This is a genomic window from Streptococcus sp. 1643, from assembly GCF_006228325.1.
Taxonomy (GTDB): domain Bacteria; phylum Bacillota; class Bacilli; order Lactobacillales; family Streptococcaceae; genus Streptococcus.
On sequence record NZ_CP040231.1, the window covers coordinates 228,516 to 252,614 of the forward strand.

At 42.2% G+C, this 24,099-nt stretch carries 22 protein-coding genes, 1 tRNA gene and 1 riboswitch; of the genes, 20 read left to right on the forward strand and 3 right to left on the reverse strand.

What is annotated here, in order from left to right:
* Positions 1-12 precede the first annotated feature (12 nt).
* The 9 genes from asnA (at position 13) to FD735_RS01355 (ending at position 7,219) form a co-directional block, all read left to right on the forward strand.
* Positions 13-1,005 carry an aspartate--ammonia ligase gene (asnA, locus tag FD735_RS01315; protein WP_139658304.1) on the forward strand — a complete coding sequence of 331 codons (993 nt, stop codon included), beginning with the start codon at positions 13-15 and terminating at the stop codon, positions 1,003-1,005.
* A gap of 64 nt (positions 1,006-1,069) precedes the next feature.
* Entirely contained in the window at positions 1,070-1,609 is a 540-nt protein-coding gene (gene rsmD, locus FD735_RS01320) for a 16S rRNA (guanine(966)-N(2))-methyltransferase RsmD (protein WP_000706945.1), read from the forward strand.
* Complete coding sequence (gene coaD, locus FD735_RS01325) at positions 1,599-2,087, forward strand: pantetheine-phosphate adenylyltransferase (protein WP_139658305.1); 489 nt, start codon at positions 1,599-1,601, stop codon at positions 2,085-2,087. Before rsmD ends, coaD begins: the two co-directional genes overlap by 11 nt.
* Positions 2,071-3,108, forward strand: a complete 1,038-nt coding sequence (locus FD735_RS01330; RefSeq protein ID WP_000730772.1) for a SepM family pheromone-processing serine protease — start codon at positions 2,071-2,073, stop codon at positions 3,106-3,108. Before coaD ends, FD735_RS01330 begins: the two co-directional genes overlap by 17 nt.
* A 55-nt stretch (positions 3,109-3,163) precedes the next feature.
* Entirely contained in the window at positions 3,164-3,394 is a 231-nt protein-coding gene (locus FD735_RS01335) for a DUF1146 family protein (RefSeq protein ID WP_002892633.1), read from the forward strand.
* A 23-nt stretch (positions 3,395-3,417) separates the two neighbouring features.
* The gene (gene murA / locus FD735_RS01340) at positions 3,418-4,701 is read left to right on the forward strand and encodes a UDP-N-acetylglucosamine 1-carboxyvinyltransferase (protein ID WP_049505186.1); all 1,284 of its coding nucleotides are present in this window, start codon (positions 3,418-3,420) and stop codon (positions 4,699-4,701) included.
* A complete protein-coding gene (locus FD735_RS01345) occupies positions 4,688-4,882 on the forward strand; it encodes a DNA-directed RNA polymerase subunit beta (RefSeq protein WP_000739701.1) in 195 nt (64 codons plus the stop codon). Before murA ends, FD735_RS01345 begins: the two co-directional genes overlap by 14 nt.
* 40 nt (positions 4,883-4,922) lie before the next feature.
* Complete coding sequence (locus tag FD735_RS01350; RefSeq protein ID WP_049505185.1) at positions 4,923-5,747, forward strand: DNA/RNA non-specific endonuclease; 825 nt, start codon at positions 4,923-4,925, stop codon at positions 5,745-5,747.
* Positions 5,748-5,887: 140 nt separating this feature from the next.
* Positions 5,888-7,219, forward strand: a complete 1,332-nt coding sequence (locus FD735_RS01355) for a hemolysin family protein (protein ID WP_071851874.1) — start codon at positions 5,888-5,890, stop codon at positions 7,217-7,219.
* Positions 7,220-7,352: 133 nt separating this feature from the next.
* On the opposite strand, the gene FD735_RS01360 is transcribed toward FD735_RS01355, so the two are convergent.
* Positions 7,353-7,423, reverse strand: a tRNA-Cys gene (locus FD735_RS01360).
* 298 nt (positions 7,424-7,721) lie between these two features.
* Here FD735_RS01360 and FD735_RS01365 point away from each other — a divergent pair.
* The 5 genes from FD735_RS01365 (at position 7,722) to FD735_RS01385 (ending at position 14,206) form a co-directional block, all read left to right on the forward strand.
* Positions 7,722-9,701: a peptide ABC transporter substrate-binding protein gene (locus tag FD735_RS01365; protein ID WP_049505183.1), complete on the forward strand. Its 1,980-nt coding sequence runs from the start codon at positions 7,722-7,724 to the stop codon at positions 9,699-9,701.
* 66 nt (positions 9,702-9,767) lie between these two features.
* Entirely contained in the window at positions 9,768-11,264 is a 1,497-nt protein-coding gene (locus tag FD735_RS01370; RefSeq protein WP_000759891.1) for an ABC transporter permease, read from the forward strand.
* Positions 11,264-12,190: an oligopeptide ABC transporter permease OppC gene (gene oppC, locus FD735_RS01375; protein ID WP_000103692.1), complete on the forward strand. Its 927-nt coding sequence runs from the start codon at positions 11,264-11,266 to the stop codon at positions 12,188-12,190. The genes FD735_RS01370 and oppC overlap by 1 nt, the downstream gene beginning before the upstream one ends.
* An 8-nt stretch (positions 12,191-12,198) precedes the next feature.
* Positions 12,199-13,266, forward strand: a complete 1,068-nt coding sequence (locus FD735_RS01380; RefSeq protein WP_139658306.1) for an ABC transporter ATP-binding protein — start codon at positions 12,199-12,201, stop codon at positions 13,264-13,266.
* Between the two features lie 10 nt (positions 13,267-13,276).
* A complete protein-coding gene (locus FD735_RS01385) occupies positions 13,277-14,206 on the forward strand; it encodes an ATP-binding cassette domain-containing protein (RefSeq protein ID WP_001291311.1) in 930 nt (309 codons plus the stop codon).
* 88 nt (positions 14,207-14,294) lie between these two features.
* On the opposite strand, the gene FD735_RS01390 is transcribed toward FD735_RS01385, so the two are convergent.
* Together FD735_RS01390 and trkA are read right to left on the reverse strand one after the other, a co-directional pair.
* Entirely contained in the window at positions 14,295-15,734 is a 1,440-nt protein-coding gene (locus FD735_RS01390) for a TrkH family potassium uptake protein (protein ID WP_139658307.1), read from the reverse strand.
* A 3-nt stretch (positions 15,735-15,737) separates the two neighbouring features.
* Positions 15,738-17,087, reverse strand: a complete 1,350-nt coding sequence (trkA, locus tag FD735_RS01395) for a Trk system potassium transporter TrkA (protein WP_139658308.1) — start codon at positions 17,085-17,087, stop codon at positions 15,738-15,740.
* Positions 17,088-17,486: 399 nt separating this feature from the next.
* On the opposite strand from trkA, the gene FD735_RS01405 reads away from it, so the two are divergent.
* From FD735_RS01405 to pheT, 6 genes are all read left to right on the forward strand, one after another.
* Entirely contained in the window at positions 17,487-17,990 is a 504-nt protein-coding gene (locus FD735_RS01405; RefSeq protein WP_000181365.1) for a tRNA (cytidine(34)-2'-O)-methyltransferase, read from the forward strand.
* Positions 17,991-18,030: 40 nt separating this feature from the next.
* Positions 18,031-18,369, forward strand: a riboswitch (FMN riboswitch).
* A 153-nt stretch (positions 18,370-18,522) separates the two neighbouring features.
* Complete coding sequence (locus tag FD735_RS01410) at positions 18,523-19,086, forward strand: ECF transporter S component (RefSeq protein ID WP_139658309.1); 564 nt, start codon at positions 18,523-18,525, stop codon at positions 19,084-19,086.
* Positions 19,076-19,726, forward strand: coding sequence for a phosphatase PAP2 family protein (locus tag FD735_RS01415; RefSeq protein WP_139658310.1), 651 nt, complete (start codon positions 19,076-19,078; stop codon positions 19,724-19,726). The genes FD735_RS01410 and FD735_RS01415 overlap by 11 nt, the downstream gene beginning before the upstream one ends.
* Positions 19,727-19,998: 272 nt before the next feature.
* Positions 19,999-21,045, forward strand: coding sequence for a phenylalanine--tRNA ligase subunit alpha (gene pheS / locus FD735_RS01420; RefSeq protein WP_000103743.1), 1,047 nt, complete (start codon positions 19,999-20,001; stop codon positions 21,043-21,045).
* A complete protein-coding gene (locus FD735_RS01425; protein WP_139658311.1) occupies positions 21,045-21,554 on the forward strand; it encodes a GNAT family N-acetyltransferase in 510 nt (169 codons plus the stop codon). Before pheS ends, FD735_RS01425 begins: the two co-directional genes overlap by 1 nt.
* Positions 21,555-21,630: 76 nt before the next feature.
* The gene (gene pheT / locus FD735_RS01430; protein ID WP_139658312.1) at positions 21,631-24,036 is read left to right on the forward strand and encodes a phenylalanine--tRNA ligase subunit beta; all 2,406 of its coding nucleotides are present in this window, start codon (positions 21,631-21,633) and stop codon (positions 24,034-24,036) included.
* The last annotated feature ends 63 nt before the right edge of the window (positions 24,037-24,099 follow it).

Here is a 24,099-nt window from a genome sequence, read left to right on the forward strand (position 1 = left end):
GAGGAGCTGTTTATGAAGAAAAGTTTTATTCATCAACAAGAAGAAATTTCCTTTGTCAAAAACACTTTTACCCAGTATTTGAAAGATAAGTTAGAAGTTGTTGAAGTTCAAGGTCCTATCTTGAGTAAGGTCGGGGATGGGATGCAGGACAACCTGTCAGGTGTCGAAAACCCAGTATCCGTCAAGGTTTTGCAGATTCCAGATGAAACCTATGAAGTCGTTCACTCACTTGCCAAATGGAAACGCCACACCTTGGCTCGTTTTGGTTTCGGTGAAGGTGAAGGTCTGTTTGTTCACATGAAAGCCCTTCGTCCGGACGAAGATTCGCTAGATGCGACCCACTCTGTTTATGTAGACCAGTGGGACTGGGAAAAAGTGATTCCAAATGGAAAACGAAATATCGCTTATCTTAAAGAAACAGTTGAAAAGATTTACAAGGCTATTCGTCTGACAGAGCTAGCCGTAGAAGCTCGCTACGATATCGAATCAATCTTGCCAAAACAAATTACCTTTATCCATACAGAAGAGTTGGTAGAACGTTACCCAGACTTGACACCAAAAGAGCGTGAAAATGCGATTTGTAAAGAGTTCGGTGCAGTCTTCTTGATTGGTATTGGTGGCGAGTTGCCTGATGGCAAGCCTCATGATGGCCGTGCACCTGACTACGATGACTGGACAACAGAGTCTGAAAATGGCTACAAGGGGTTGAATGGCGATATTCTGGTTTGGAATGAATCTCTTGGCTGTGCCTTTGAACTTTCGTCGATGGGGATTCGGGTAGATGAAGATACCCTTCGTCGCCAAGTTGCCCTTACAGGAGACGAAGATCGTCTGGAGTTGGAATGGCACAAGGCCTTGCTTAACGGTCTTTTCCCATTGACAATCGGTGGAGGGATTGGACAGTCTCGGATGGCCATGTTCCTTCTTCGTAAGAAACACATCGGAGAGGTTCAGACTAGTGTTTGGCCGCAAGAAGTCCGCGACACTTATGAAAATATCTTGTAGAAAATCGAACCGTAAGGTTCGGTTTTCTTTCTCTTTTTTCCCATAATTTGGTATAATAAACGGTATGAAAATCGTATCAGGAATCTATGGAGGGCGTCCTCTCAAGACGCTAGAAGGCAAGACGACGAGGCCGACATCTGATAAGGTGAGAGGAGCTATCTTTAACATGATAGGTCCCTATTTTGAGGGTGGTCGTGTCTTGGATCTCTATGCTGGCAGTGGTGGTTTATCCATTGAGGCAGTCTCGCGTGGGATGTCCCATGCTGTCTTAGTGGAACGGGATCGAAAGGCGCAAGCTATCATCGCTGAAAACATCCAAATGACCAAGGAAGTTTCCAAATTTCAGCTATTAAAGATGGAGGCTGAACGGGCCTTGGAGCAAGTTAATGGTCCCTTTGACCTGGTCTTTTTAGACCCTCCCTATGCCAAGGAACAAATCGTTGCAGATATCGAAAAAATGGCAGAAAGAAACCTTTTCTCCGAAGAGATCATGGTTGTCTGTGAAACCGATAAGTCTGTAGAACTACCAGAAGAAATCGCCTGCTTAGGCATCTGGAAGGAAAAAATATATGGGATTAGTAAGGTGACGGTCTATGTCAGATAAAATTGGATTATTTACAGGTTCATTTGATCCGATGACAAATGGACATCTGGATATCATTGAACGTGCCAGCAAACTCTTTGATAAGCTCTATGTCGGGGTGTTCTACAATCCCCACAAACAAGGCTTTCTTCCTGTTGAAAACCGTAAACGAGCAGTCAAAAAAGCGGTGGCGCATTTAGATAATGTAGAGGTGCTGGCTTCTCATGACCAACTAGTCGTCGATGTTGCAAGAAGACTGGGTGCTAAGACCCTTGTCCGTGGCTTGCGAAATACCACCGACTTGCAATACGAGTCTAGTTTTGATTACTACAATCATCAACTGGCTCCAGAAATCGAAACCATTTACCTATATAGTCGCCCAGAGCATCTTTATATTAGCTCTTCAGCCATGAGAGAACTTCTGAAGTTTGGTCAGGAGATTCAGCAATATGTCCCAAACAGTGTTGTGGAGGAATTAGAACATGAAGAAAAAAACTAGATGGCCCTTATATGTCATCCTAGCACTAGTATTGACTTTTTTAGCCTTTGTAGTACCTTTACCTTACTACATAGAAGTTCCAGGTGGAGCGGAAGATATTCGTCGCGTTTTGAAAGTCAATGAAACAGAAGACACAGAAGCAGGAGCTTACCAGTTTGTAACAGTCGGCATTCGACATGCAACCCTATCGCATCTTGTCTATGCTTGGTTAACGCCTTTCACGGATATTAGAAGTGCCAAGGAGACTACGGGTGGCTCTACTGATGCAGAGTTTATGCGGATCAATCAGTTCTACATGCAAACTTCTCAAAATATGGCCAAATATCAAGGATTGAAGACGGCTGGAAAGGATATCGAACTCAAGTATCTGGGAGTCTATGTCTTGACCGTGACGGACAATTCAACTTTTAAGGGCATTCTGAACATTGCAGATACCGTGACGGCTGTTAATGACAAAACATTTGATAGTTCAAAAGACTTGGTCGACTATGTCAACTCTCAACAATTAGGGGATACGGTCAAGGTAACCTATGAAGAAGACGGAAAAGTCAAGTCTGCAGAAGGTAAAATTATCACTCTCGAAAACGGGAAAAACGGGATTGGGATTGGTTTGATTGACCGTACAGAAGTGACCAGTGATGTTCCGATTCGCTTTTCAACAGCTGGTATAGGCGGGCCAAGTGCCGGTCTCATGTTTAGTCTCGCTATTTACACCCAGATAGCAGATCCAGGACTTCGTAATGGCCGCATCGTTGCGGGAACGGGAACTATTGATCGCGATGGAAATGTTGGCGACATCGGTGGAATTGACAAAAAAGTGGTTGCAGCCTCTCGTCAGGGAGCCAACATCTTTTTTGCTCCTGACAATCCAGTCACCGAGGAAGCAAAAAAAGCGGATCCCAATGCGAAAAGCAACTATGAAACAGCCCTAGAAGCCGCTAAAACGATCAAAACAGAGATGAAAATCGTTCCGGTTAAGACCTTGCAGGATGCGATTGATTACCTTAAAAACAATCCCTAATTTGTAAAAAAATTGAAAACTAGCGCGCAAGCGGATAAGATGGTATAATAGTCAAATGGTTCAATTATTATTCACTCTAAGTAGTCATATACTCTTTATTTATTTGAGTTTTTACCTTTTGAAGGATCTTGTAAGATGGGAAAAGGTTTTAAAAGTGACCGCTACTAACACAAAAAAAGTTCGTTTGTTGGTAGGCTTCTTTAGTATTGTAATGGGCTACATCTTGAGTTCATTCTTTATCAGTTTGTACCAACTGTGGCAAGAAGCACTTAGAGGACTATTATAAAATCAAAAGTAAAGGAAACAACTATGGAAAAAATTGTGGTTCAAGGCGGGGATAATCGTCTGGTCGGGAGTGTGACGATCGAGGGAGCAAAGAATGCAGTCTTGCCTTTGTTGGCAGCGACTATTCTAGCAAGCAAGGGTAAGACAGTCTTGCAGAACGTCCCAATCTTGTCAGATGTTTTCACCATGAATCAAGTAGTTCGTGGTCTGAATGCCAAGGTGGACTTTGATGAGGAAGCACATGTTGTCGAGGTTGATGCGACTGGTGACATCACAGAGGAGGCTCCATACAAGTATGTCAGCAAGATGCGTGCATCCATCGTTGTCTTGGGACCAATCCTTGCTCGTGTAGGCCATGCCAAAGTTTCTATGCCAGGGGGATGTACCATCGGGAGTCGTCCCATCGACCTTCACCTCAAAGGTTTGGAAGCTATGGGGGCAAAGATCACCCAGACAGCTGGTTACATCGAAGCTAAGGCAGAACGCCTGCATGGCGCTCATATCTACATGGACTTTCCTAGTGTTGGCGCGACACAAAACCTGATGATGGCGGCAACTCTAGCTGACGGTGTGACGGTCATTGAAAATGCTGCGCGTGAGCCGGAAATTGTTGACCTCGCTATTCTCCTTAATGAGATGGGAGCTAAGGTCAAGGGAGCTGGTACCGAAACCATCACAGTGACTGGTGTCAAGGAACTCCATGGTACGACCCACAATGTGGTACAGGACCGTATCGAAGCTGGAACCTTTATGGTGGCGGCAGCCATGACTGGCGGTGATGTCCTCATTCGAGATGCAGTCTGGGAGCATAATCGTCCCTTGATTGCTAAACTCCTTGAAATGGGAGTTGAGGTAACGGAGGAGTCGGAAGGCATTCGTGTCCGTTCTCAACTGGAAAATCTCAAGGCTGTTCATGTAAAAACCTTGCCGCACCCAGGATTCCCAACAGATATGCAGGCGCAATTTACAGCTCTGATGACAGTCGCAAAAGGGGAATCCACCATGGTGGAAACGGTGTTTGAGAATCGCTTCCAACACTTAGAAGAAATGCGCCGTATGGGCTTGCATTCAGAGATTATCCGTGACACAGCTCGTATTGTTGGGGGACAGGCTTTACAGGGGGCAGAAGTTCTATCAACGGACCTTCGTGCCAGTGCTGCCTTGATTTTGACAGGTCTGGTGGCGCAAGGAGAAACAGTTGTTGGTAAATTAGTCCACCTTGATAGAGGTTACTACCGTTTCCATGAGAAATTGGCTCAGCTAGGAGCGAAGATTCAGCGAATCGAGGCAAATGATGAAGAAGAATAAAAACTTACGCTATGTACTCCGTCGTTTACTGTTGATTTTTATCGTACTATTGCTAGGCTTTCTGGCTTTAGGAATCGGCTTGATGGTTGGCTATGGTATCCTAGGAAAGGGACAGGATCCATGGGCTATCTTGTCTCCAGCGAAATGGCAAGAATTGATTAGCAAATTTACAGGAAATTAGACTGGGAGACCAGTCTTTTTCTAAAGAAATAAGGAGAAAAATGGACAAAAAAACAAGACAAGCTCTGATAGGGTTACTTCTATTCTTACTCTTGGCTGCTGGAAGCTACTATATCAAGCAGATGCAGACAGCGCCAAACACCCCTAGAACCAAGGTTAGTCAGAAAAAACAAGCTTCAGAAGCTCCTAGTCAGGAGTTGGCAGAAAGTGTCTTAACTGAGTCGCTCAAAAACCAAATCAAGGGGGGACTCGAGTGGAATGGGGCAGGTGCCTTTGTCGTAAATGGCAATAAAACCAATCTAGATGCCAAGGTTTCCAGCAAACCCTATGCGGATAATAAAACAAAGATAGTTGGAAAAGAAACAGTCCCAACTGTTGCCAATGCTCTCTTATCCAAAGCGACTCGGCAGTATAAAAATCGTGAAGAAACAGGCAACGGCTCAACCTCCTGGACGCCACCAGGATGGCATCAGGTCAAGAATCTAAAGGGAGTCTATACACATGCAGTTGATAGAGGACACCTGCTGGGCTATGCCTTGATAGGTGGATTAGATGGCTTTGATGCTTCTACCAGCAATCCCAAGAACATTGCAGTTCAGACGGCTTGGGCCAACCAGGCTCAGGCGGAAGATTCGACAGGGCAGAACTACTATGAGAGTCTGGTTAGGAAAGCCTTAGATCAGAATAAGAGAGTCCGTTATCGGGTAACTCTCCACTATGCTACGAATGAGAATTTGGTTCCATCTGCTTCACAAATTGAAGCCAAGTCTTCAGATGGGGAATTGGAATTCAACGTCCTGATTCCAAATGTTCAAAAGGGTATCCAGCTTGATTACCGAACAGGTCAGGTCACGGTGACAAACTAGAGCCAATCTATTAAAGGAATAAAAATTGCTCCCTTGTCCGTCATTGATAAGGGAGCGATTGTATAAATTAGAAAATAATGTGATTCCTAGGCCGATTTATGGTATAATGGAACACAAGATACTATTTTAGGAGAAAGACCATGGAAGACCCGAGCAGTCAGGATTTGTTACTGCAATTTGTACTTTTAGTTGTATTGACCTTGTTAAATGCTTTTTTCTCAGCCACTGAAATGGCAATGGTGTCACTAAACCGTTCCCGAGTTGAGCAAAAAGCAGAAGAGGGAGACAAACGTTACGTCCGTTTGTTAAAGGTACTTGAAAATCCTAACCACTTTTTATCAACCATTCAAGTCGGTATCACCTTGATCACGATCTTGTCAGGGGCAAAATTGGCAGATACACTTGGACAAGTAATTGCCTCTTGGATGGGGAATGGAGAAACAACTTATGCCATTGCAAGTTTCCTCTCTTTGGCATTCTTGACCTACATCTCTATTGTTTTTGGTGAACTCTATCCTAAACGGATTGCCCTTAATCTAAAAGATGCCTTAGCCATTCGCTCTGTTCCGATTATCATTGGGCTTGGGAAGATTGTCAGTCCCTTTGTCTGGTTGTTATCTGCTTCAACCAATCTCTTGAGTCGTTTAACGCCAATGACCTTTGATGATGCGGATGAAAAAATGACTCGAGATGAAATTGAGTACATGTTGACCAAAAGTGAGGAGACTTTGGATGCAGACGAAATCGAGATGTTACAAGGGATCTTCTCTCTAGATGAGCTGATGGCGAGAGAAGTCATGGTTCCTCGGACAGATGCCTTTATGGTGGATATTCAGGATGATAGTCAAACCATTATCCAAAGTATTTTAAAACAAAACTTTTCCCGTATCCCAGTTTATGATGGGGATAAGGACAATGTGATTGGTTTGATTCATACCAAGCGTTTGCTAAACGCTGCCTATGCAGATGGCTTTGAAAATATTGTCTGGAAGAAGATCTTACAAGATCCACTCTTTGTTCCTGAAACCATTTTTGTGGATGACTTGCTAAAAGAATTGCGAAATACCCAAAGACAAATGGCCATTTTGCTCGATGAATATGGTGGTATGGCTGGTTTGGTAACTCTGGAAGATCTTTTAGAAGAGATTGTCGGTGAGATTGATGACGAGACCGATAGGGCAGAAATCGAAGTCCATCAAATCGGTGAGGACACCTATATTGCACAGGGAACCATGAATCTTAACGACTTCAATAACTACTTTGGTGTCGAACTAGAAAGCGATGATGTGGATACCATCGCCGGTTATTATTTGACGGGTGTTGGTACGATTCCAACCACTGAGAAAATCAGTTACCAACTGGTCAGTCAAAACAAGCAAGTCGTCCTGACCAACGATAAGGTGAAAAATGGACGTGTTACCAAGGTAAAAGTTCAAATCACAGAACTAGAACCTGAAGAAGAAACAGAATAAAGCAGTGACTTGAGTCACTGCTTTTTGTAAATCTAGATGGTAGGTTCAGTTATCCCCACTTATTAGGAATAATAAAAAAGCCCGGTTTTACGAGCTTTTCATTTGGTTAATTCCTGTTAATTCAGGTACTGAAAGGCGGTAGACGGATTTGAACCGACGATCAAGCTTTTGCAGAGCCGTGCCTTACCACTTGGCTATACCGCCTCAACGTTTATTATTATACCTTGAAAATCATTTCTCGTCAATAGTTTCTTATTCTAAAATCCAATTTAGGAAAACAGATGATGATCGAAGAAGTGAGAAAAAGCTTGTAAAAATCCCGTTCTAAAGAGGGTTGGACTAGAAAGTATTTCTTGCAGAAACAAACAAAGAATGCAAGAATTTTGACAAATAGAAGTTTTTTGAGGAAATGCGCCTAAATATTCTGAAAATTCGTTTACTTTTTAAAAAATATATGTTATAATTTCCAATAAGCCTAAATTTTTCAAGAGGAGTTAAAAACATGAAAAAAAGTAGAGTATTTGTTGCAGCAGGAGTTGCTTTATTAGCAGCAGGAGTACTAGCTGCTTGCGGTTCTTCAAAATCATCTGATTCAACAGCGCCAAAAAATTATGGCTATATTTATTCAGCTGACCCAGAAACTTTGGATTACCTCATTTCAGGGAAACAAAGTACTAAGGTTGCCACTTCAAATGGTATCGATGGTCTTTTCACAAACGACAAGTATGGGAACCTAGTCCCTGCAGTTGCAGAAGACTGGTCAGTTTCAAAAGATGGTTTGACTTATACCTACAAGATTCGTAAAGGTGTCAAATGGATGACATCAGATGGCGAAGAGTATGCTGAAGTGACAGCTAAAGACTTTGTAAATGGCTTGAAACACGCAACTGATAACAAGTCTGAAGCACTTTATCTAGCAGAAGATTCAGTTAAAGGTCTAGCTGACTATAAAGCTGGAAACAATAAAGATTTTGCTTCAGTCGGTGTAAAAGCAGTTGATGATTATACCCTTGAATACACTTTGAACAAACCAGAACCATACTGGAACTCTAAGCTAGCCTACTCAATCTTCTGGCCATTGAACGAAGATTTTGAAAAATCAAAAGGGGCTGACTTTGCCAAAGCAACTGACCCTACATCATTGCTTTACAATGGTCCGTTCTTACTGAAAGGTTTGACTGCTAAATCTTCTATTGAGTTCGCTAAGAATGAAAACTACTGGGACAAAGATAATGTTCACATTGATAAAGTAACCCTTGCTTTCTATGATGGATCAGACCAAGAGTCTCTTGAACGTAACTTTACAAGTGGAGCTTATAGCTATGCTCGTCTCTTCCCAACAAGTTCAAACTACTCTAAGGTAGAAGAAACATACAAAGACAATATCTACTACACTCCATCAGGACCTGGTATTGCTGGTTTGGGTGTGAATATTGACCGTCAAGGTTACAAATACACTTCTAAAACAACTGATGAAGAGAAGACTTCTACCAAGAAAGCCCTTCTTAACAAGGACTTCCGTCAGGCTTTGAACTTCGCCTTTGAGCGTACTTCTTACTCAGCACAAATTAATGGTAAAGAAGGTGCTCCTCTTGCAGTTCGTAACCTCTTTGTGAAACCAGGTTTTGTCTCTGCAGGTGAAAAAACTTTCGGTGACTTGGTAACTGAAAAGATGGCTGCTTACGGTGATGAGTGGAAGAATGTTAACTTTGCGGATGGTCAAGATGGACTCTTCAACGCCGATAAAGCCAAAGCTGAATTTGCCAAAGCTAAGACTGCTTTGGAAGCAGAAGGTGTGAAATTCCCTATCCACTTGGATATTCCAGTTGACCAAACAAATAAGGGTCTTATTGCTCGTATTCAATCCTTCAAACAATCCGTTGAAACAGTACTTGGTGAAGGAAACGTAGTCATTGATATTCAACAAATTTCTAAAGATGAGTTGCACAATATCACATACTATGCCGCAAACGCTGCAGCAGAAGATTGGGATCTCTCAGGAGCAGTTGGATGGAGCCCAGACTATGAAGATCCATCAACTTACCTTGATATCTTGAAAACAACTAACAGCGAACAAACAAAAACTTACATGGGTTATGATGATCCAGCAAATGCAGCAGCTGCCCAAGTTGGTTTGAAGGAATACGATAAGTTAGTTGATGAAGCTGCAAAAGAAACCAATGACTTGAATGTGCGTTATGAAAAATATGCGGCTGCTCAAGCTTGGTTGACAGACAGCTCCCTCTTCTTGCCAGCTATGTCATCAAGTGGTGCTGCACCATTCATTTCTCGTGTTGTACCATTCACAGCATCATACAGCCAATCTGGAGATAAGGGCTCAGACGTATACTTCAAGTATATTCAGTTACAAGATAAGGTTGTAACAAAAGCTGACTATGAACAAGCTCGTGAAAAATGGCTCAAAGAGAAAAAAGAATCAAACGAAAAAGTTCAAAAAGAATTGGCTAATCACGTTAAATAAATAACTCTCAAGAGAACTTTCTCTCCATGAGGAGAAGGTTCTTTTGGGATTTTAAAAGGAAACGATATGAAGAAATATATTTTTATGCGTGTATTGCGTTCATTGTTGTCTATTTTCTTGGTGACAACCTTGACCTACACAATAATTTATACGATGGTTCCTCGAAAATTGATTTTCAAGCAGGATACCAACTATAACAAGATTGCAACGACGCCGGACAAGCGGGATAATTATGAAAATACCGTTTATGAACGGATGGGCTATATCGAGTACTACGATACCAAAGAGTTGCAAGAAAGAGCGAGCACAATGGACTCATCCGTAACAGTGGATGCCAATGATACTAATAAGGCAATCTACGAAAAATACATCAACCAACTAGGAAATGGTTGGACACTTGGTGTGTTCTCAGAAAGTGGTCAATTCTATGCTACGCGTGAAATTCCGATTTTTGAACGTGTTTTCAAATTCTATGCGAACTTGATTGATATTGATCATCCAAATAAGATTCAAGACCCTGAAAATCCAAACTTGCAACGTTATCTTCGTTTTGAAAATGACCCTGCTATCGGTTGGTCATTGGTTGGTTCAGGTACAAAACATAAATACCTTTTGTATTTCAACAATCAATTCCCATTTGTACACCAAAACTTTGTGAACATTAACTTGGGAGATTCTTACCCAACTTATGCAAACACACCAGTGCTTCAAGTTATCACACAAGGTCAGGGACAAACTAAGACATCAGAAGTTCAATTCCCTACAGGTAAAAAGACTTCATCTGTAGATATTTACTCTCGTACCTACAAATCTCCAAGTCAAGCAGATGCGCGTGAGGTAGCCAACTATGGTAAAGATGATCCATATACAGCTACAGAAAGCAATTATCAATATCCATCAATGATTGCAAGCTCAGCGGTTGCTGGTTTGATCGGTTTGATTATTTCGTATGCGATTGCGATTCCACTTGGATCTGCCATGGCTCGCCACAAGAATACTTGGATTGATAGCTTCTCGACAGGTGCTCTTACCTTCTTGCTTGCCCTTCCAACGATTGCCTTGGTTTATATCGTGCGTTTGATTGGCTCATCTATTGGTCTGCCTGATTCATTCCCTATCTTGGGGGCTGGAGATTGGCGTTCATATGTCTTGCCAGCAGTCATTCTAGGTTTGTTGGGTGCGCCAAGTACAGCTATCTGGATTCGTCGTTACATGATCGACTTGCAATCTCAGGACTTCGTTCGTTTTGCTCGTGCAAAAGGTTTGTCTGAAAAAGAAATTTCAAATAAACACATCTTTAAAAATGCCATGGTTCCTTTGGTTTCAGGTATTCCTGGTGCCGTAATCGGGGTTATCGGTGGTGCAACATTGACAGAAACAGTCTTCGCTTTCCCAGGTATGGGTAAAATGTTGATTGACTCTGTTAAGGCATCAAATAACTCAATGGTAGTTGGTCTTGTCTTCATCTTCACATGTATTTCTATCTTCTCACTCTTTGTAGGAGACATCTGGATGACCATGCTTGACCCACGTATTAAATTGACAGAGAAAGGAGGCAAATAATGTCAACAATCGATAAAGAAAAATTTCAGTTCGTAAAACGTGACGATTTTGCCTCTGAAACAATTGATGCTCCTGCCTATTCATACTGGGGTTCTGTATTTAGACAATTTCTAAAGAAAAAATCAACCGTCTTTATGCTAGGAATTTTGGTTGCCATTATTTTGATGAGCTTTATTTACCCAATGTTCTCAGATTTTGACTTCAACGATGTAAGTAAGGTCAATGACTTCTCTGCTCGTTTTATCAAGCCCAATGCTGAACATTGGTTTGGTACAGATAGCAATGGTAAATCCTTGTTTGATGGGGTTTGGTTTGGTGCGCGTAATTCAATTCTTATCTCTGTAATTGCCACTTTTATCAACCTTGTGATCGGGGTTATTGTTGGTGGAATTTGGGGGATTTCAAAATCCGTTGACCGCGTCATGATGGAAGTTTATAACATTATTTCAAACATTCCATCTCTCTTGATTGTCATTGTCTTGACTTACTCAATTGGTGCTGGTTTCTGGAATTTGATTTTTGCCATGAGTGTGACAACTTGGATTGGGATTGCTTATATGATTCGTATCCAAATCATGCGTTACCGTGACTTGGAATACAACCTTGCTTCTCAAACACTTGGAACACCAACCTTTAAAATCATTGTTAAAAACATCATGCCGCAATTGGTATCTGTTATTGTTTCTACAATGACCTTGATGTTGCCAAGCTTTATCTCTTATGAAGCCTTCCTTTCCTTCTTTGGATTGGGACTGCCTGTAACAGTGCCAAGTTTGGGACGTTTGATCTCAGATTACTCACAAAACGTTACGACCAACGCTTACTTGTTCTGGATTCCATTGACTACCTTGATTTTGGTATCTCTATCTCTTTTTGTTGTTGGTCAAAACCTAGCGGATGCTAGTGATCCACGTACACATAGATAGGAGTAGACATGACAAAAGAAAGTAATGTAATTTTGACTGCTCGCGATATTGTCGTGGAATTTGACGTTCGTGACAAAGTTCTGACGGCTATCCGAGGAGTTTCTCTGGACCTGATTGAAGGAGAAGTTCTTGCCTTGGTAGGTGAGTCCGGTTCTGGTAAATCTGTTTTAACAAAAACCTTTACAGGGATGTTAGAAGACAATGGACGTATTGCCCAAGGAAGCATCGACTATCGTGGACAAGACTTGACCGCTCTTACTTCTAACAAGGAATGGGAGAAGATTCGTGGAGCTAAAATTGCGACCATCTTCCAAGATCCTATGACAAGTTTGGACCCAATCAATACAATCGGTAGCCAAATCACTGAAGTGATCGTTAAACACCAAGGGAAAACAGCTAAGGAAGCCAAAGAGATGGCAATCGACTATATGAACAAGGTCGGAATCCCAGATGCTGAAAAACGTTTTGAAGAGTATCCTTTCCAATATTCTGGAGGGATGCGCCAACGTATCGTTATTGCGATTGCCCTTGCCTGTCGTCCAGATATCTTGATCTGTGACGAGCCAACAACGGCCCTTGATGTAACAATTCAAGCGCAAATCATTGATTTGCTTAAAACCTTGCAAAATGAGTACCACTTTACCATTATCTTCATCACCCATGACCTTGGTGTGGTAGCAAGTATTGCCGATAAGGTAGCGGTTATGTATGCTGGTGAAATTGTAGAATACGGTACTGTTGAGGAAGTCTTCTACGATCCACGTCATCCATATACTTGGAGTCTCTTGTCTAGCTTGCCACAGCTTGCTGATGATAAAGGGGAATTGTACTCTATCCCAGGAACACCACCGTCTCTTTATACTGAGTTGAAAGGTGATGCCTTTGCCCTTCGTTCAGATTATGCGATGCAAATTGACTTTGAACAGAAAGCACCTAAGTTTTCAGTCACTGATACCCACTGGGCTAAGACTTGGTTGCTTCATGAGAATGCTCCTAAAGTTGAAAAACCTGGAGTCATTGCAGATTTGCATGACAAGATTCGTGATAAAATGGGCTTTGCTCATCTAGAAGACTAGGAGGAAGGAAATGTCTGAAAAATTAGTAGAAATTAAAGATTTAGAAATTTCCTTCGGTGAAGGAAGTAAGAAGTTTGTCGCGGTTAAAAACGCCAACTTCTTTATCAACAAGGGAGAAACCTTCTCTCTTGTTGGTGAGTCTGGTAGTGGGAAAACAACGATTGGTCGTGCCATTATTGGTCTAAATAATACTAGTAAAGGTGAGATCATCTTTGATGGTCATAAAATTAATGGGAAAAAATCTCATAAGGAATCATCAGACTTGATCCGTCGTATCCAGATGATTTTCCAGGACCCTGCAGCTAGCTTGAATGAGCGTGCAACAGTTGACTATATTATCTCTGAAGGTCTTTACAACTACCATTTGTTCAAAGACGAAGAAGATCGAAAAGAAAAAGTTCAAAAGATGATTCATGAAGTTGGACTTTTGAAAGAACACTTAACCCGTTATCCACACGAGTTTTCTGGTGGTCAACGCCAGCGTATCGGGATTGCCCGTGCCCTTGTGATGGAACCTGATTTCGTTATTGCGGATGAGCCAATTTCAGCCTTGGACGTATCAGTACGTGCGCAAGTCTTGAACTTACTCAAGAAGTTCCAAAAAGAGTTGGGATTGACCTATCTCTTTATCGCGCATGACTTGTCAGTTGTTCGCTTTATCTCAGATCGTATCGCGGTTATCTATAAGGGAGTTATCGTCGAGGTGGCGGAGACAGAGGAGTTGTTTAACAATCCTGTCCACCCATACACTCAAGCGCTTCTATCTGCTGTACCAATTCCAGATCCAATCTTGGAACGCAAGAAGGTCTTGAAAGTTTACGATCCTGACCAACATGACTATGAGACAGACAAGCCATCTATGGTAGAAATTCGTCCAGGTCACTATGTTTGGGCTAACCAAGCAGAAGTTGCTCGATACAAAGAAGCTCTTAAAAAATAAACAGACTAAGAGAGGACCGAAAGGTCTTCTCATTTTTAATAGAAAAATTCCCCTTTTACTTGCTTGTAAAAGGGGAATTGTATTGTAATTAACGTTTAGACCAGGTACGTTTCATAAAGAGTAGCAAAATAGGGTATATCTCTAAGCGACCTGCAATCATTGCAAAGGAGAGGAGGATTTTAGAGATGGGACTAAAGATGGCAAAACTCGAGGTTGTACCTAGAATAGGTCCGATATTGTTAAAACAGCTGAAGACCGCACTGGTCACGACTAGAAAATCATTGCTATCAAGACTGACGATAAAGATGAGAGAGAGAATAATCATCATATAGATAGCAAAATATTTAAGAATTTTGTGCTGGGTATCCTTATCAATCACAGTTTTATTGACGTGTAGAGTCAAAACACGGTGAGGGGATAAAGTGGACAAAATCTGATTTTTTGCGATTTTAGAGAGGATAAGTCCTCTGATCACCTTAAGACCACCTGCAGTTGAGCCTGCTGATCCACCGATTCCCATGAGGAAGAGGAGGATAAATTGGGAGAAGAGGGGCCAGTTGGTAATATCTCCGTAACCAAAACCTGTTGTTGTGATGATGTTGGAAACTTGGAAGAAGGCCATTTCAACACTTTTAGAGACACCTTGGTAGAGGTGGAGCGTATTAAGCGTAATCAAGCCGGTAGAAACTAGGACAATGATGATATATGCTCGTAGTTCTTCATCTCCAAAGAAAGCCTTAACCCGACGGAGCATGAGGTAGTAGTAGAGATTGAAGTTAACTCCAAAAACCAGAACTCCGATACTAACTAGATAGGTGATGAGTGAGCTACCATAGTGGGCAATTCCGTCGTTATAGACGGTAAAGCCCCCAGTTCCTGCCGTTCCCATAGCGATGACAAAACTATCATAGAGAGGCATGCCTGCTAGATAGTAGATAAGCACAAAAAGGGAGAAGAGAGCCAGATAAAGCAGATAGAGGATCTGGGCAGTGTTTTTTAGTTTGGATACGACCTTACCAAAGACAGGTCCAGGAACCTCAGCCTTCATCACCTCCAAGTGACTATTCTTGGCATTGTCCATAATGGCAAGTGCAAAGACGAGTACCCCCATCCCTCCGATTAAGTGGGTGAAACTTCTCCAGAAGAGGAGGGAACGAGTGAGAACGGAAACATCTGTTAGGATAGTAGCACCAGTCGTTGTAAATCCAGAACTGATTTCAAAGAAGGCATCGATGATGCTGGGGATTTGTCCTGAAAAGACAAAGGGGAGGCCACCAAAGAAAGACCATAGAATCCAACAGAGGGCAACAATTAAGACTCCTTCCTTGGCATAAATCCGTTGATTTTTCGGTTTCCGTAAAACACCTAGACCACCAAGAAGGACTAAAATTCCAATCGTAGAAAAGAGAGCGATAAATACTTGACTGGATTCTTGGTAATAGATCGCTACACTAACAGGGACTAGGAGAAGAACAGCCTCAATCAAGAGAAGTTTTGAGAGGAGGTAACGAATCATACTTTTATTCATTTTTTACCTCTCAATCAAATCATAAATTTTGGTGATATTTGGCAATAAGGTCGTCACGAGTAACTTGTCTCCCACCTCAAGCATATCCTCTCCAGTAGGGAAAATTGTTTTTCCTTTTCGGATAATGGCTGCGATGAGAACCCCTTTTTTTAATTTCAACTGTGATAGAGGTTTGGCAGTCATTTTATTAGCTTCCTTGATTTGGAATTGGAGAGTTTCAATTTGACCATTTGCGAGATGGTGCATGGCTTGAAGATCTGAATACTGAGCGTTTACTCGACCACGGATAAAGTGCATAATGGTATCCACTGCGATGCTTTTTGGTGTGATAATACTTGAAAAATCAGGCGCGTGGATAATCTCTAAAAGGCTTGTTCGGTTGACCTTGGTGATATTCTTATGGACACCAACTCGGTCAAGAAACATAGAGGTGATGATATTTTCCTCATCAACCCCAGTCAAGGTTGCGACTGCATCATAGTGGGGAGCACTTTCTTCCAGTAAAATGTCTTTTGCAGTTCCATCTCCTTGGACAATATAGAGATTGGGGAACTTTTCGCTGAAGAAACGAGCTCTTTCAGGATTGATCTCGATGACCTTGGTATCAATGCGACTGTCTTTTAAAATGCCGAGTAGATAATAAGCAATCTTTCCAGCTCCGACGATAAGCAAGCTTTTCACTGCACGAGATTTAAAATAGTTATGGAAAAGCATCATATCTACACGATTTCCCGTAACAAAAATCCTATCCTTGTCTTGAATAATAACATCACCGCTTGGAATCATCAGTTGATGATCTCTCTCCATGGCACAGACAATGACATTCCCAAACTTTTTACGGAAGTCTGAGATTGGCATTTGACAAAGACCGCTAGAATCCTTGACAACAAATTCCATGAGACTGACCCGACCTCCAGCAAATCGTTCGACAGAGAGGGCGTTAGGGAAATCAATGATATTTGAGATCGCACGCGCTGCCAGGAGCTCTGGATTAACAATAAGTGAAAATCCAAGAATATTTTTCTCTTTAAAATAGGCATTAGAGTATTCAGGATTTCGTACCCGAACGATGGTTTCTTTAGCCCCCATTTTTTTAGCAAGTACCGCTGAAATCATATTCACTTCATCGTGTTCGGTTAGAGCAATAAAGATATCGCACTCTTGAACACTGGCTTGCTCCAAGATGGCAAAGTCAGCACCATTTCCAAGGAGACCTATGATATCATAGCGACTGACAATGTGATTGAGGACAGCCTCATCTTGTTCGATGAGGACAACGTCATGGTTTTCTGCAACCAGTGAACGACAGAGGGCGAAACCAACTTTCCCTCCACCAACAAGGACAATTTTCATATAAAAAACCTACTTTTTCATGATGTAACTATCATACCCTTTTTTAGCAAAAAATGCACTTACTAAGGCGATTTTTAAGGGAAGAAAGACCTTTTCACGTTTTGAAGATACATTTGTTTAACTTCTATGACGATGTTTCCGATTTGAAGTGATTTGGCTCTTTTACTATACCTTTTCAGAAAGGGGATGACCAAACATGAAAATATCATTAAAAAAAGTAAAAAAATCAAGTCGTTTCTATTGACAATGATTCTGAAAGTGTTATACTAAGGAAGTAGTTTCGCTGATTTACTTCAAACCTGTTGTGAGGTAAGTTAACGATGCCTTAACCACGCTGTTTGCTGAGCTTGACTCCGGGCAGTGTGGCTATTTTTTTGCAATGATAAAAGGAAGCCAGTCATGACAAATCACATTGTATTATTTGAACCTCAGATTCCACAAAATACAGGTAACATTGCGCGTACTTGCGCTGCGACCAATTCTCCCCTCCACATCATCAAACCGATGGGATTTCCGATTGATGATCGGAAGATGAAGCGGGCTGGTTTGGACTACTGGGATAAGCTTGAGATTTATTTTTATGACAGTTTGGAAGATTTCATGTCTCAGATGAAGGGTAAACTCTATCTGATTTCAAAATTTGCGGAAAAGGTCTATTCTGAAGCAGATTTGGCAAGTGGTTGGGATCATTATTTTCTCTTTGGACGTGAAGACAAGGGCTTGCCTGAGGACTTTATGCGAGAACATCCTGAGAAAGCTCTCCGTATTCCTATGAACGATGAGCATGTTCGCAGCCTCAATGTTTCCAATACCGTATGCATGATTGTCTATGAAGCGCTCCGTCAGCAGAATTTTGCAGGTCTTGAGCTTGTTCACACCTATGAAGCAGATAAATTGAAATAATCAAAATGCTTGCACTTGCAAGCGTTTTTTGTTATGATTAAAAGGTCTTCAGGGCTGGGTGAGATTCCCGACCGGCGGTGACTTTAATACTCTTCGAAAATCCAATTCAAACCACGTCAGCTTCGCCTTGCCGTACTCAAGTACAGCCTGCGGCTAGCTTCCTAGTTTGTTCTTTGATTTTCATTGAGTATCATTAGGAAAAATTTTTCCTTTAAAACTTTGTTGACAAGCTTTGCCTAACCAGAAGTTATGCCTACAGCTTGTCGCCTAGTCTAAAAGAAAAATCTCAATTTCCATTCTCTTAAAGAAGTCCGCGAGCGCAAGCTGATGTGGTGCGATTCCACAACCGACAGTATAGTCTGGATGGGAGAAGACGAAAGAATAGCTTTGTCTGTTCGGATGAGTTTATAGATAAATTGCAACCGCTTGCTCAAAAGAGTGAGGGGGAACTTTTGGGATATAAAAAGTGAGAATAGATAGAGGGACCCTTTCCAACTTCTTCTGATTTTATAGAAAATTGGAGGAACCTGTTATGACAAACACACGTCGAATTTCGACCATTGCGATTTTATCAGCCATTTCATTTGTGCTGATGTACTTTGACTTTCCGCTCTTGCCAGCGGCAACCTTCCTCAAGATCGAGTTTAGTATCTTGCCAGTCCTTGTAGGCTTGGTGGTGATGGATTTGCCAGCTGCTCTAGGAATTCTCTTGATGCGCTCACTCTTGAAGTTGCTTCTGAATAGCCAAGGAGTGAACACTTACATTGGCTTGCCAATGAATATCGTAGCTCTGGGAGTTTTTGTTATCGTCTTTGGTTTGATTTGGAAAAAGGAACGCAACACCCTTCGTTTCCTACTAGCATCTCTAGCGGGAACTATTGGGTTGACTTCTGCCATGTTGGTTCTCAACTATGTCTATGCGGTTCCTTTATACGCGCAGTTTGCCAACTTTGATATTAGAGAAATTATAGGACTTTCTAACTACTTGATGACCATGGTTTTACCTTTTAACCTGATTGAAGGTTTAATCTTTGCCGTTTCATTCTGGTTGTTATATGTCCTCTTGAAACCAACCTTAAAACATTATGAGAGATAAACAAACATTTTTAATGAAGGGCAGTTTTGCCCTTTTACTTTTCGTCCTTCTTGGCTATATGGTTAAGTTCTATCCTGAAACGCTGGTCGGTTTTGATCAACCTCTTCAGACTGCTCTTCGTGGAGACTTGCCAGATTATTTGACAGTTCTGTTCCGTGCGCTTACGCATTTGATTGATATTCCAGTAATCATCACCTGGGTTGCCATCGCAGCCTTTATCTTTTATCGTAAGCAGTGGAAGATAGAAAGCTACTTCATGGCGGGCAATCTAGCCTTAGCCGGTCTTTTAATCGTGACCTTTAAAAATATCTACCAGCGCCCACGGCCAGCTATTTTACACTTGGTAGAGGAGAAGGGATTTTCTTTTCCAAGTGGCCATTCTCTGGCAGTGACTCTGATGGTAGGGACTTTGATTGTCATTCTCAGTCAACGGATTAAAGATCTGGTTTGGAGAAAAATTGTGCAAATCGTCCTTGGGGTCTACCTAGTCAGTGTGCTTCTATCTCGGGTCTATCTGGGAGTTCACTACCCATCAGATGTTCTTGCCAGTTTCTGTGTGGGCTTGGGAGTCTTGTTTATCGAATTTCCTTTCTATGACAAGCTTCGCTTCCAATGGCGATTTAAAGGCAAGCAGAAGTGAGATAGGTCTTGCAAGAATGGTAAAAATCTGATAAACTAAGTAGTAATTGAATAGAAATCCGCAAGACTAGTAACTCAAGGGAAGTATATCAGGGAGGAGAGCCGTGACTGCAAGCTCTCTATATGAAAGCTGGGTGAATTCACTTGCGCATGGATTTAGAAATGAAGGTCTGACTTGTCAGATGAAAACGGATGGTACCGCGTGTCAACGCTCCGAGTGGAGTTTTTGGCATGTGGTTTTCTTTTTATCTACGAGAGACTGATGGAGGAATTATGTCAACTATTGAAGAACAATTAAAAGCGCTTCGTGAAGAAACGCTGGCTAGCTTGAAGCAGATTACTGCTGAAAATGAAAAAGAGATGCAAGATTTGCGTGTCTCTGTCCTTGGTAAAAAGGGTTCCCTTACTGAAATCCTCAAAGGAATGAAAGATGTTTCTGCTGAAATGCGTCCAATTATCGGGAAACACGTCAATGAAGCTCGTGATGTATTGACCGCAGCCTTTGAAGAAACAGCTAAGCTCTTGGAAGAAAAGAAAGTTGCAGCTCAACTAGCAAGTGAGAGCATCGATGTGACACTTCCAGGTCGCCCAGTTGCGACTGGTCACCGTCACGTTTTGACACAAACCAGTGAAGAAATCGAAGATATTTTCATTGGGATGGGTTACCAAGTCGTGGATGGTTTTGAAGTGGAGCAAGACTACTATAACTTCGAGCGTATGAATCTTCCAAAAGACCATCCAGCTCGCGATATGCAGGATACTTTCTACATCACAGAAGAAATCTTGCTTCGTACTCACACGTCTCCAGTTCAGGCGCGTGCCATGGATGCCCATGATTTTTCAAAAGGTCCTTTGAAAATGATCTCACCAGGGCGTGTGTTCCGTCGTGATACGGACGATGCGACCCACAGTCACCAGTTCCATCAAATCGAAGGCTTAGTTGTTGGGAAAAACATCTCTATGGCAGACCTTCAAGGAACGCTTCAGTTGATTGTCCAAAAAATGTTTGGTGAAGAGCGTCAGATCCGTCTGCGTCCATCTTATTTCCCATTCACAGAACCATCTGTTGAAGTGGATGTTTCTTGCTTCAAGTGTGGTGGAGAAGGCTGTAACGTATGTAAGAAAACAGGTTGGATCGAGATTATGGGTGCCGGTATGGTTCACCCACGTGTCCTTGAAATGAGTGGAATTGATGCGACTGTTTACTCTGGCTTTGCCTTTGGTCTTGGACAAGAGCGTGTCGCTATGCTCCGTTACGGAATCAACGATATTCGTGGTTTCTATCAAGGAGATGTCCGCTTCTCAGAACAGTTTAAATAATGATTAGAAAAGTAGAAAAGGCAGATATTGGGGCGTTGTCCAAAATTGCCAAACAAACCTTTCGTGAAACATTTGCTCATGATAATACGGAAGAGCAGTTACAGGAATACTTTGAAGAGACTTATAGTCCGAGAGTTTTGTCAACTGAGTTGGAAAATCCAGATTCCGAAACCTATTTCATTATGCATGAAGAGGAGATAGCTGGTTTTCTCAAAGTCAACTGGGGAAGTGCTCAGACTGAGAGAGAATTAGAGGATGCTTTTGAAATTCAACGCCTCTATGTGCTACAAAAATTCCAAGGATTTGGACTAGGTAAGCAACTGTTTGAATTCGCTCTTGAACTTGCTACCAAAAATAGTTTTTCCTGGGCTTGGTTGGGTGTTTGGGAGCATAATACAAAAGCTCAAGCGTTTTATAACCGATATGGTTTTGAGAAATTTAGCCAACATAGTTTTATGGTTGGTCAAAAAGTAGATACAGATTGGTTACTGAAAAAGAAATTAAGGTAAGAAGAGGATTCTTCTATTGAAATGATAGGAAAGGAAAAGAGCTAGAGTGGCAACTGTCATTCTGGAGAACTAAATTATGCTTGTATCTTATAAATGGTTAAAAGAATTGGTGGACATTGATGTGCCATCACAAGAGTTGGCTGAGAAAATGTCAACTACAGGGATCGAGGTCGAAGGTGTCGAATCACCGGCTGCTGGTCTCTCAAAAATTGTCGTCGGTGAGGTTTTGTCTTGCGAAGATGTGCCAGAAACACACTTGCATGTCTGTCAGGTTAACGTTGGCGAGGAAGAAGCCCGTCAGATTGTTTGTGGTGCCCCAAATGTACGTGCTGGGATTAAGGTCATGGTGGCTCTTCCAGGAGCTCGTATTGCTGACAATTACAAGATTAAAAAAGGGAAAATCCGTGGTTTAGAGTCACTTGGAATGATCTGTTCGCTTGGTGAATTAGGTATTTCTGACTCGGTCGTACCGAAGGAATTCGCAGATGGTATTCAAATCTTGCCTCAAGATGCAGTACCAGGTGAGGAAGTCTTCTCATACCTAGACTTGGATGATGAGATTATCGAACTTTCTATCACACCAAACCGTGCAGATGCTCTATCTATGCGTGGAGTAGCGCACGAAGTGGCAGCTATCTATGACAAGGCAGTTAGCTTTAAAGAGTTTTCTCTTGTAGAAACGGACCAAGCCGCAGCAGATGCTCTTTCTGTCAATATTGACACAGACAAGGCGCCATACTATGCGGCCCGTATCTTGGACAATGTGACCATCGCACCAAGTCCACAATGGTTGCAAAACCTTCTTATGAATGAAGGTATCCGTCCTATCAACAACGTAGTGGACGTGACCAACTATATCCTACTCTACTTTGGTCAACCTATGCACGCCTTTGACTTGGATACCTTTGAAGGGACTGACATCCGTGTACGTGAAGCGCGTGCTGGTGAAGAGTTGGTGACCTTGGACGGTGAAGAACGTGACTTGGAAACAAATGACCTAGTCATTACTGTGGCTGACAAGCCAGTAGCCCTTGCAGGTGTCATGGGCGGACAAGCTACAGAAATCTCTGAAAATTCTAGTCGCGTTGTCCTTGAAGCTGCTGTTTTCAATGGAAAATCCATCCGTAAGACCAGTGGACGCCTTAACCTACGCTCTGAATCATCTTCTCGCTTTGAAAAAGGGATCAATGTGGCAACTGTTAATGAAGCCCTTGATGCTGCAGCTAGTATGATTGCAGAACTTGCAGGTGCGACGGTGCGTAAGGGCATCGTTTCAGCAGGTGAGCTTGATACTTCAGATGTGGAAGTTTCTTCGACTCTTGCAGACGTTAATCGTGTCCTTGGTACGGAACTTTCATACGCTGATGTAGAAGATGTCTTCCGTCGTCTTGGTTTTGGTCTTTCTGGCAATGAAGAATCATTTACAGTCAGCGTACCCCGTCGTCGTTGGGATATTACCATCGAAGCGGACCTCTTTGAAGAAATCGCTCGTATCTATGGTTATGACCGCTTGCCAACTAGTCTTCCAAAAGATGATGGTACAGCTGGTGAATTGACTGCGACACAAAAACTTCGCCGTCAAGTCCGTACCATCGCTGAAGGAGCAGGTTTGACAGAGATTATTACCTACGCTCTGACAACTCCTGAAAAAGCAGTTGAGTTTATAGCTCAACTAAGTAATCTTACTGAACTCATGTGGCCAATGACTGTGGACCGTTCTGTCCTTCGTCAAAATATGATTTCTGGTATCCTTGATACGGTAGCCTATAACGTGGCTCGTAAGAACAAAAATTTGGCTCTTTACGAGATTGGAAAAGTCTTTGAACAAACAGGCAATCCAAAAGAAGATCTACCAAATGAGATCAATAGCTTTGCCTTTGCCTTAACCGGTTTGGTTGCAGAAAAAGATTTCCAAACGGCAGCAGTTCCAGTTGATTTCTTCTATGCTAAGGGAATCCTTGAAGCGCTCTTTACTCGCTTGGGACTAGAAGTGACTTATACAGCAACAGCTGAGATTGCTAGCCTTCACCCAGGACGTACAGCCGCGATTTCACTCGGTGACCAAGTTCTTGGTTTCCTTGGCCAAGTGCATCCAGTTACTGCCAAGGCTTACGATATCCCAGAAACTTATGTAGCAGAGCTCAACCTTTCAGCCATCGAAGCAGCGCTTCAGCCAGTTGCTCCATTTGTGGAAATCACCAAATTCCCAGCAGTCAGCCGTGATGTGGCTCTACTCCTCAAGGCAGAAGTCACTCACCAAGAAGTTGTAGACGCTATCCAAGCTGCAGGTGTGAAACGTTTGACAGATATCAAACTCTTTGACGTCTTCTCAGGCGAAAAACTGGGAGTTGGAATGAAGTCAATGGCCTATAGCTTGACCTTCCAAAATCCAGAAGACAGCCTAACAGACGAAGAAGTCGCACGCTACATGGAAAAAATCCAAGCATCACTCGAAGAAAAAGTCCATGCAGAAGTACGTTAACTCATCAATCCATCCTTCGGGGTGGATTTTTAGTTTCAAAAGGACAGTTCAGAAGAGAAAAGC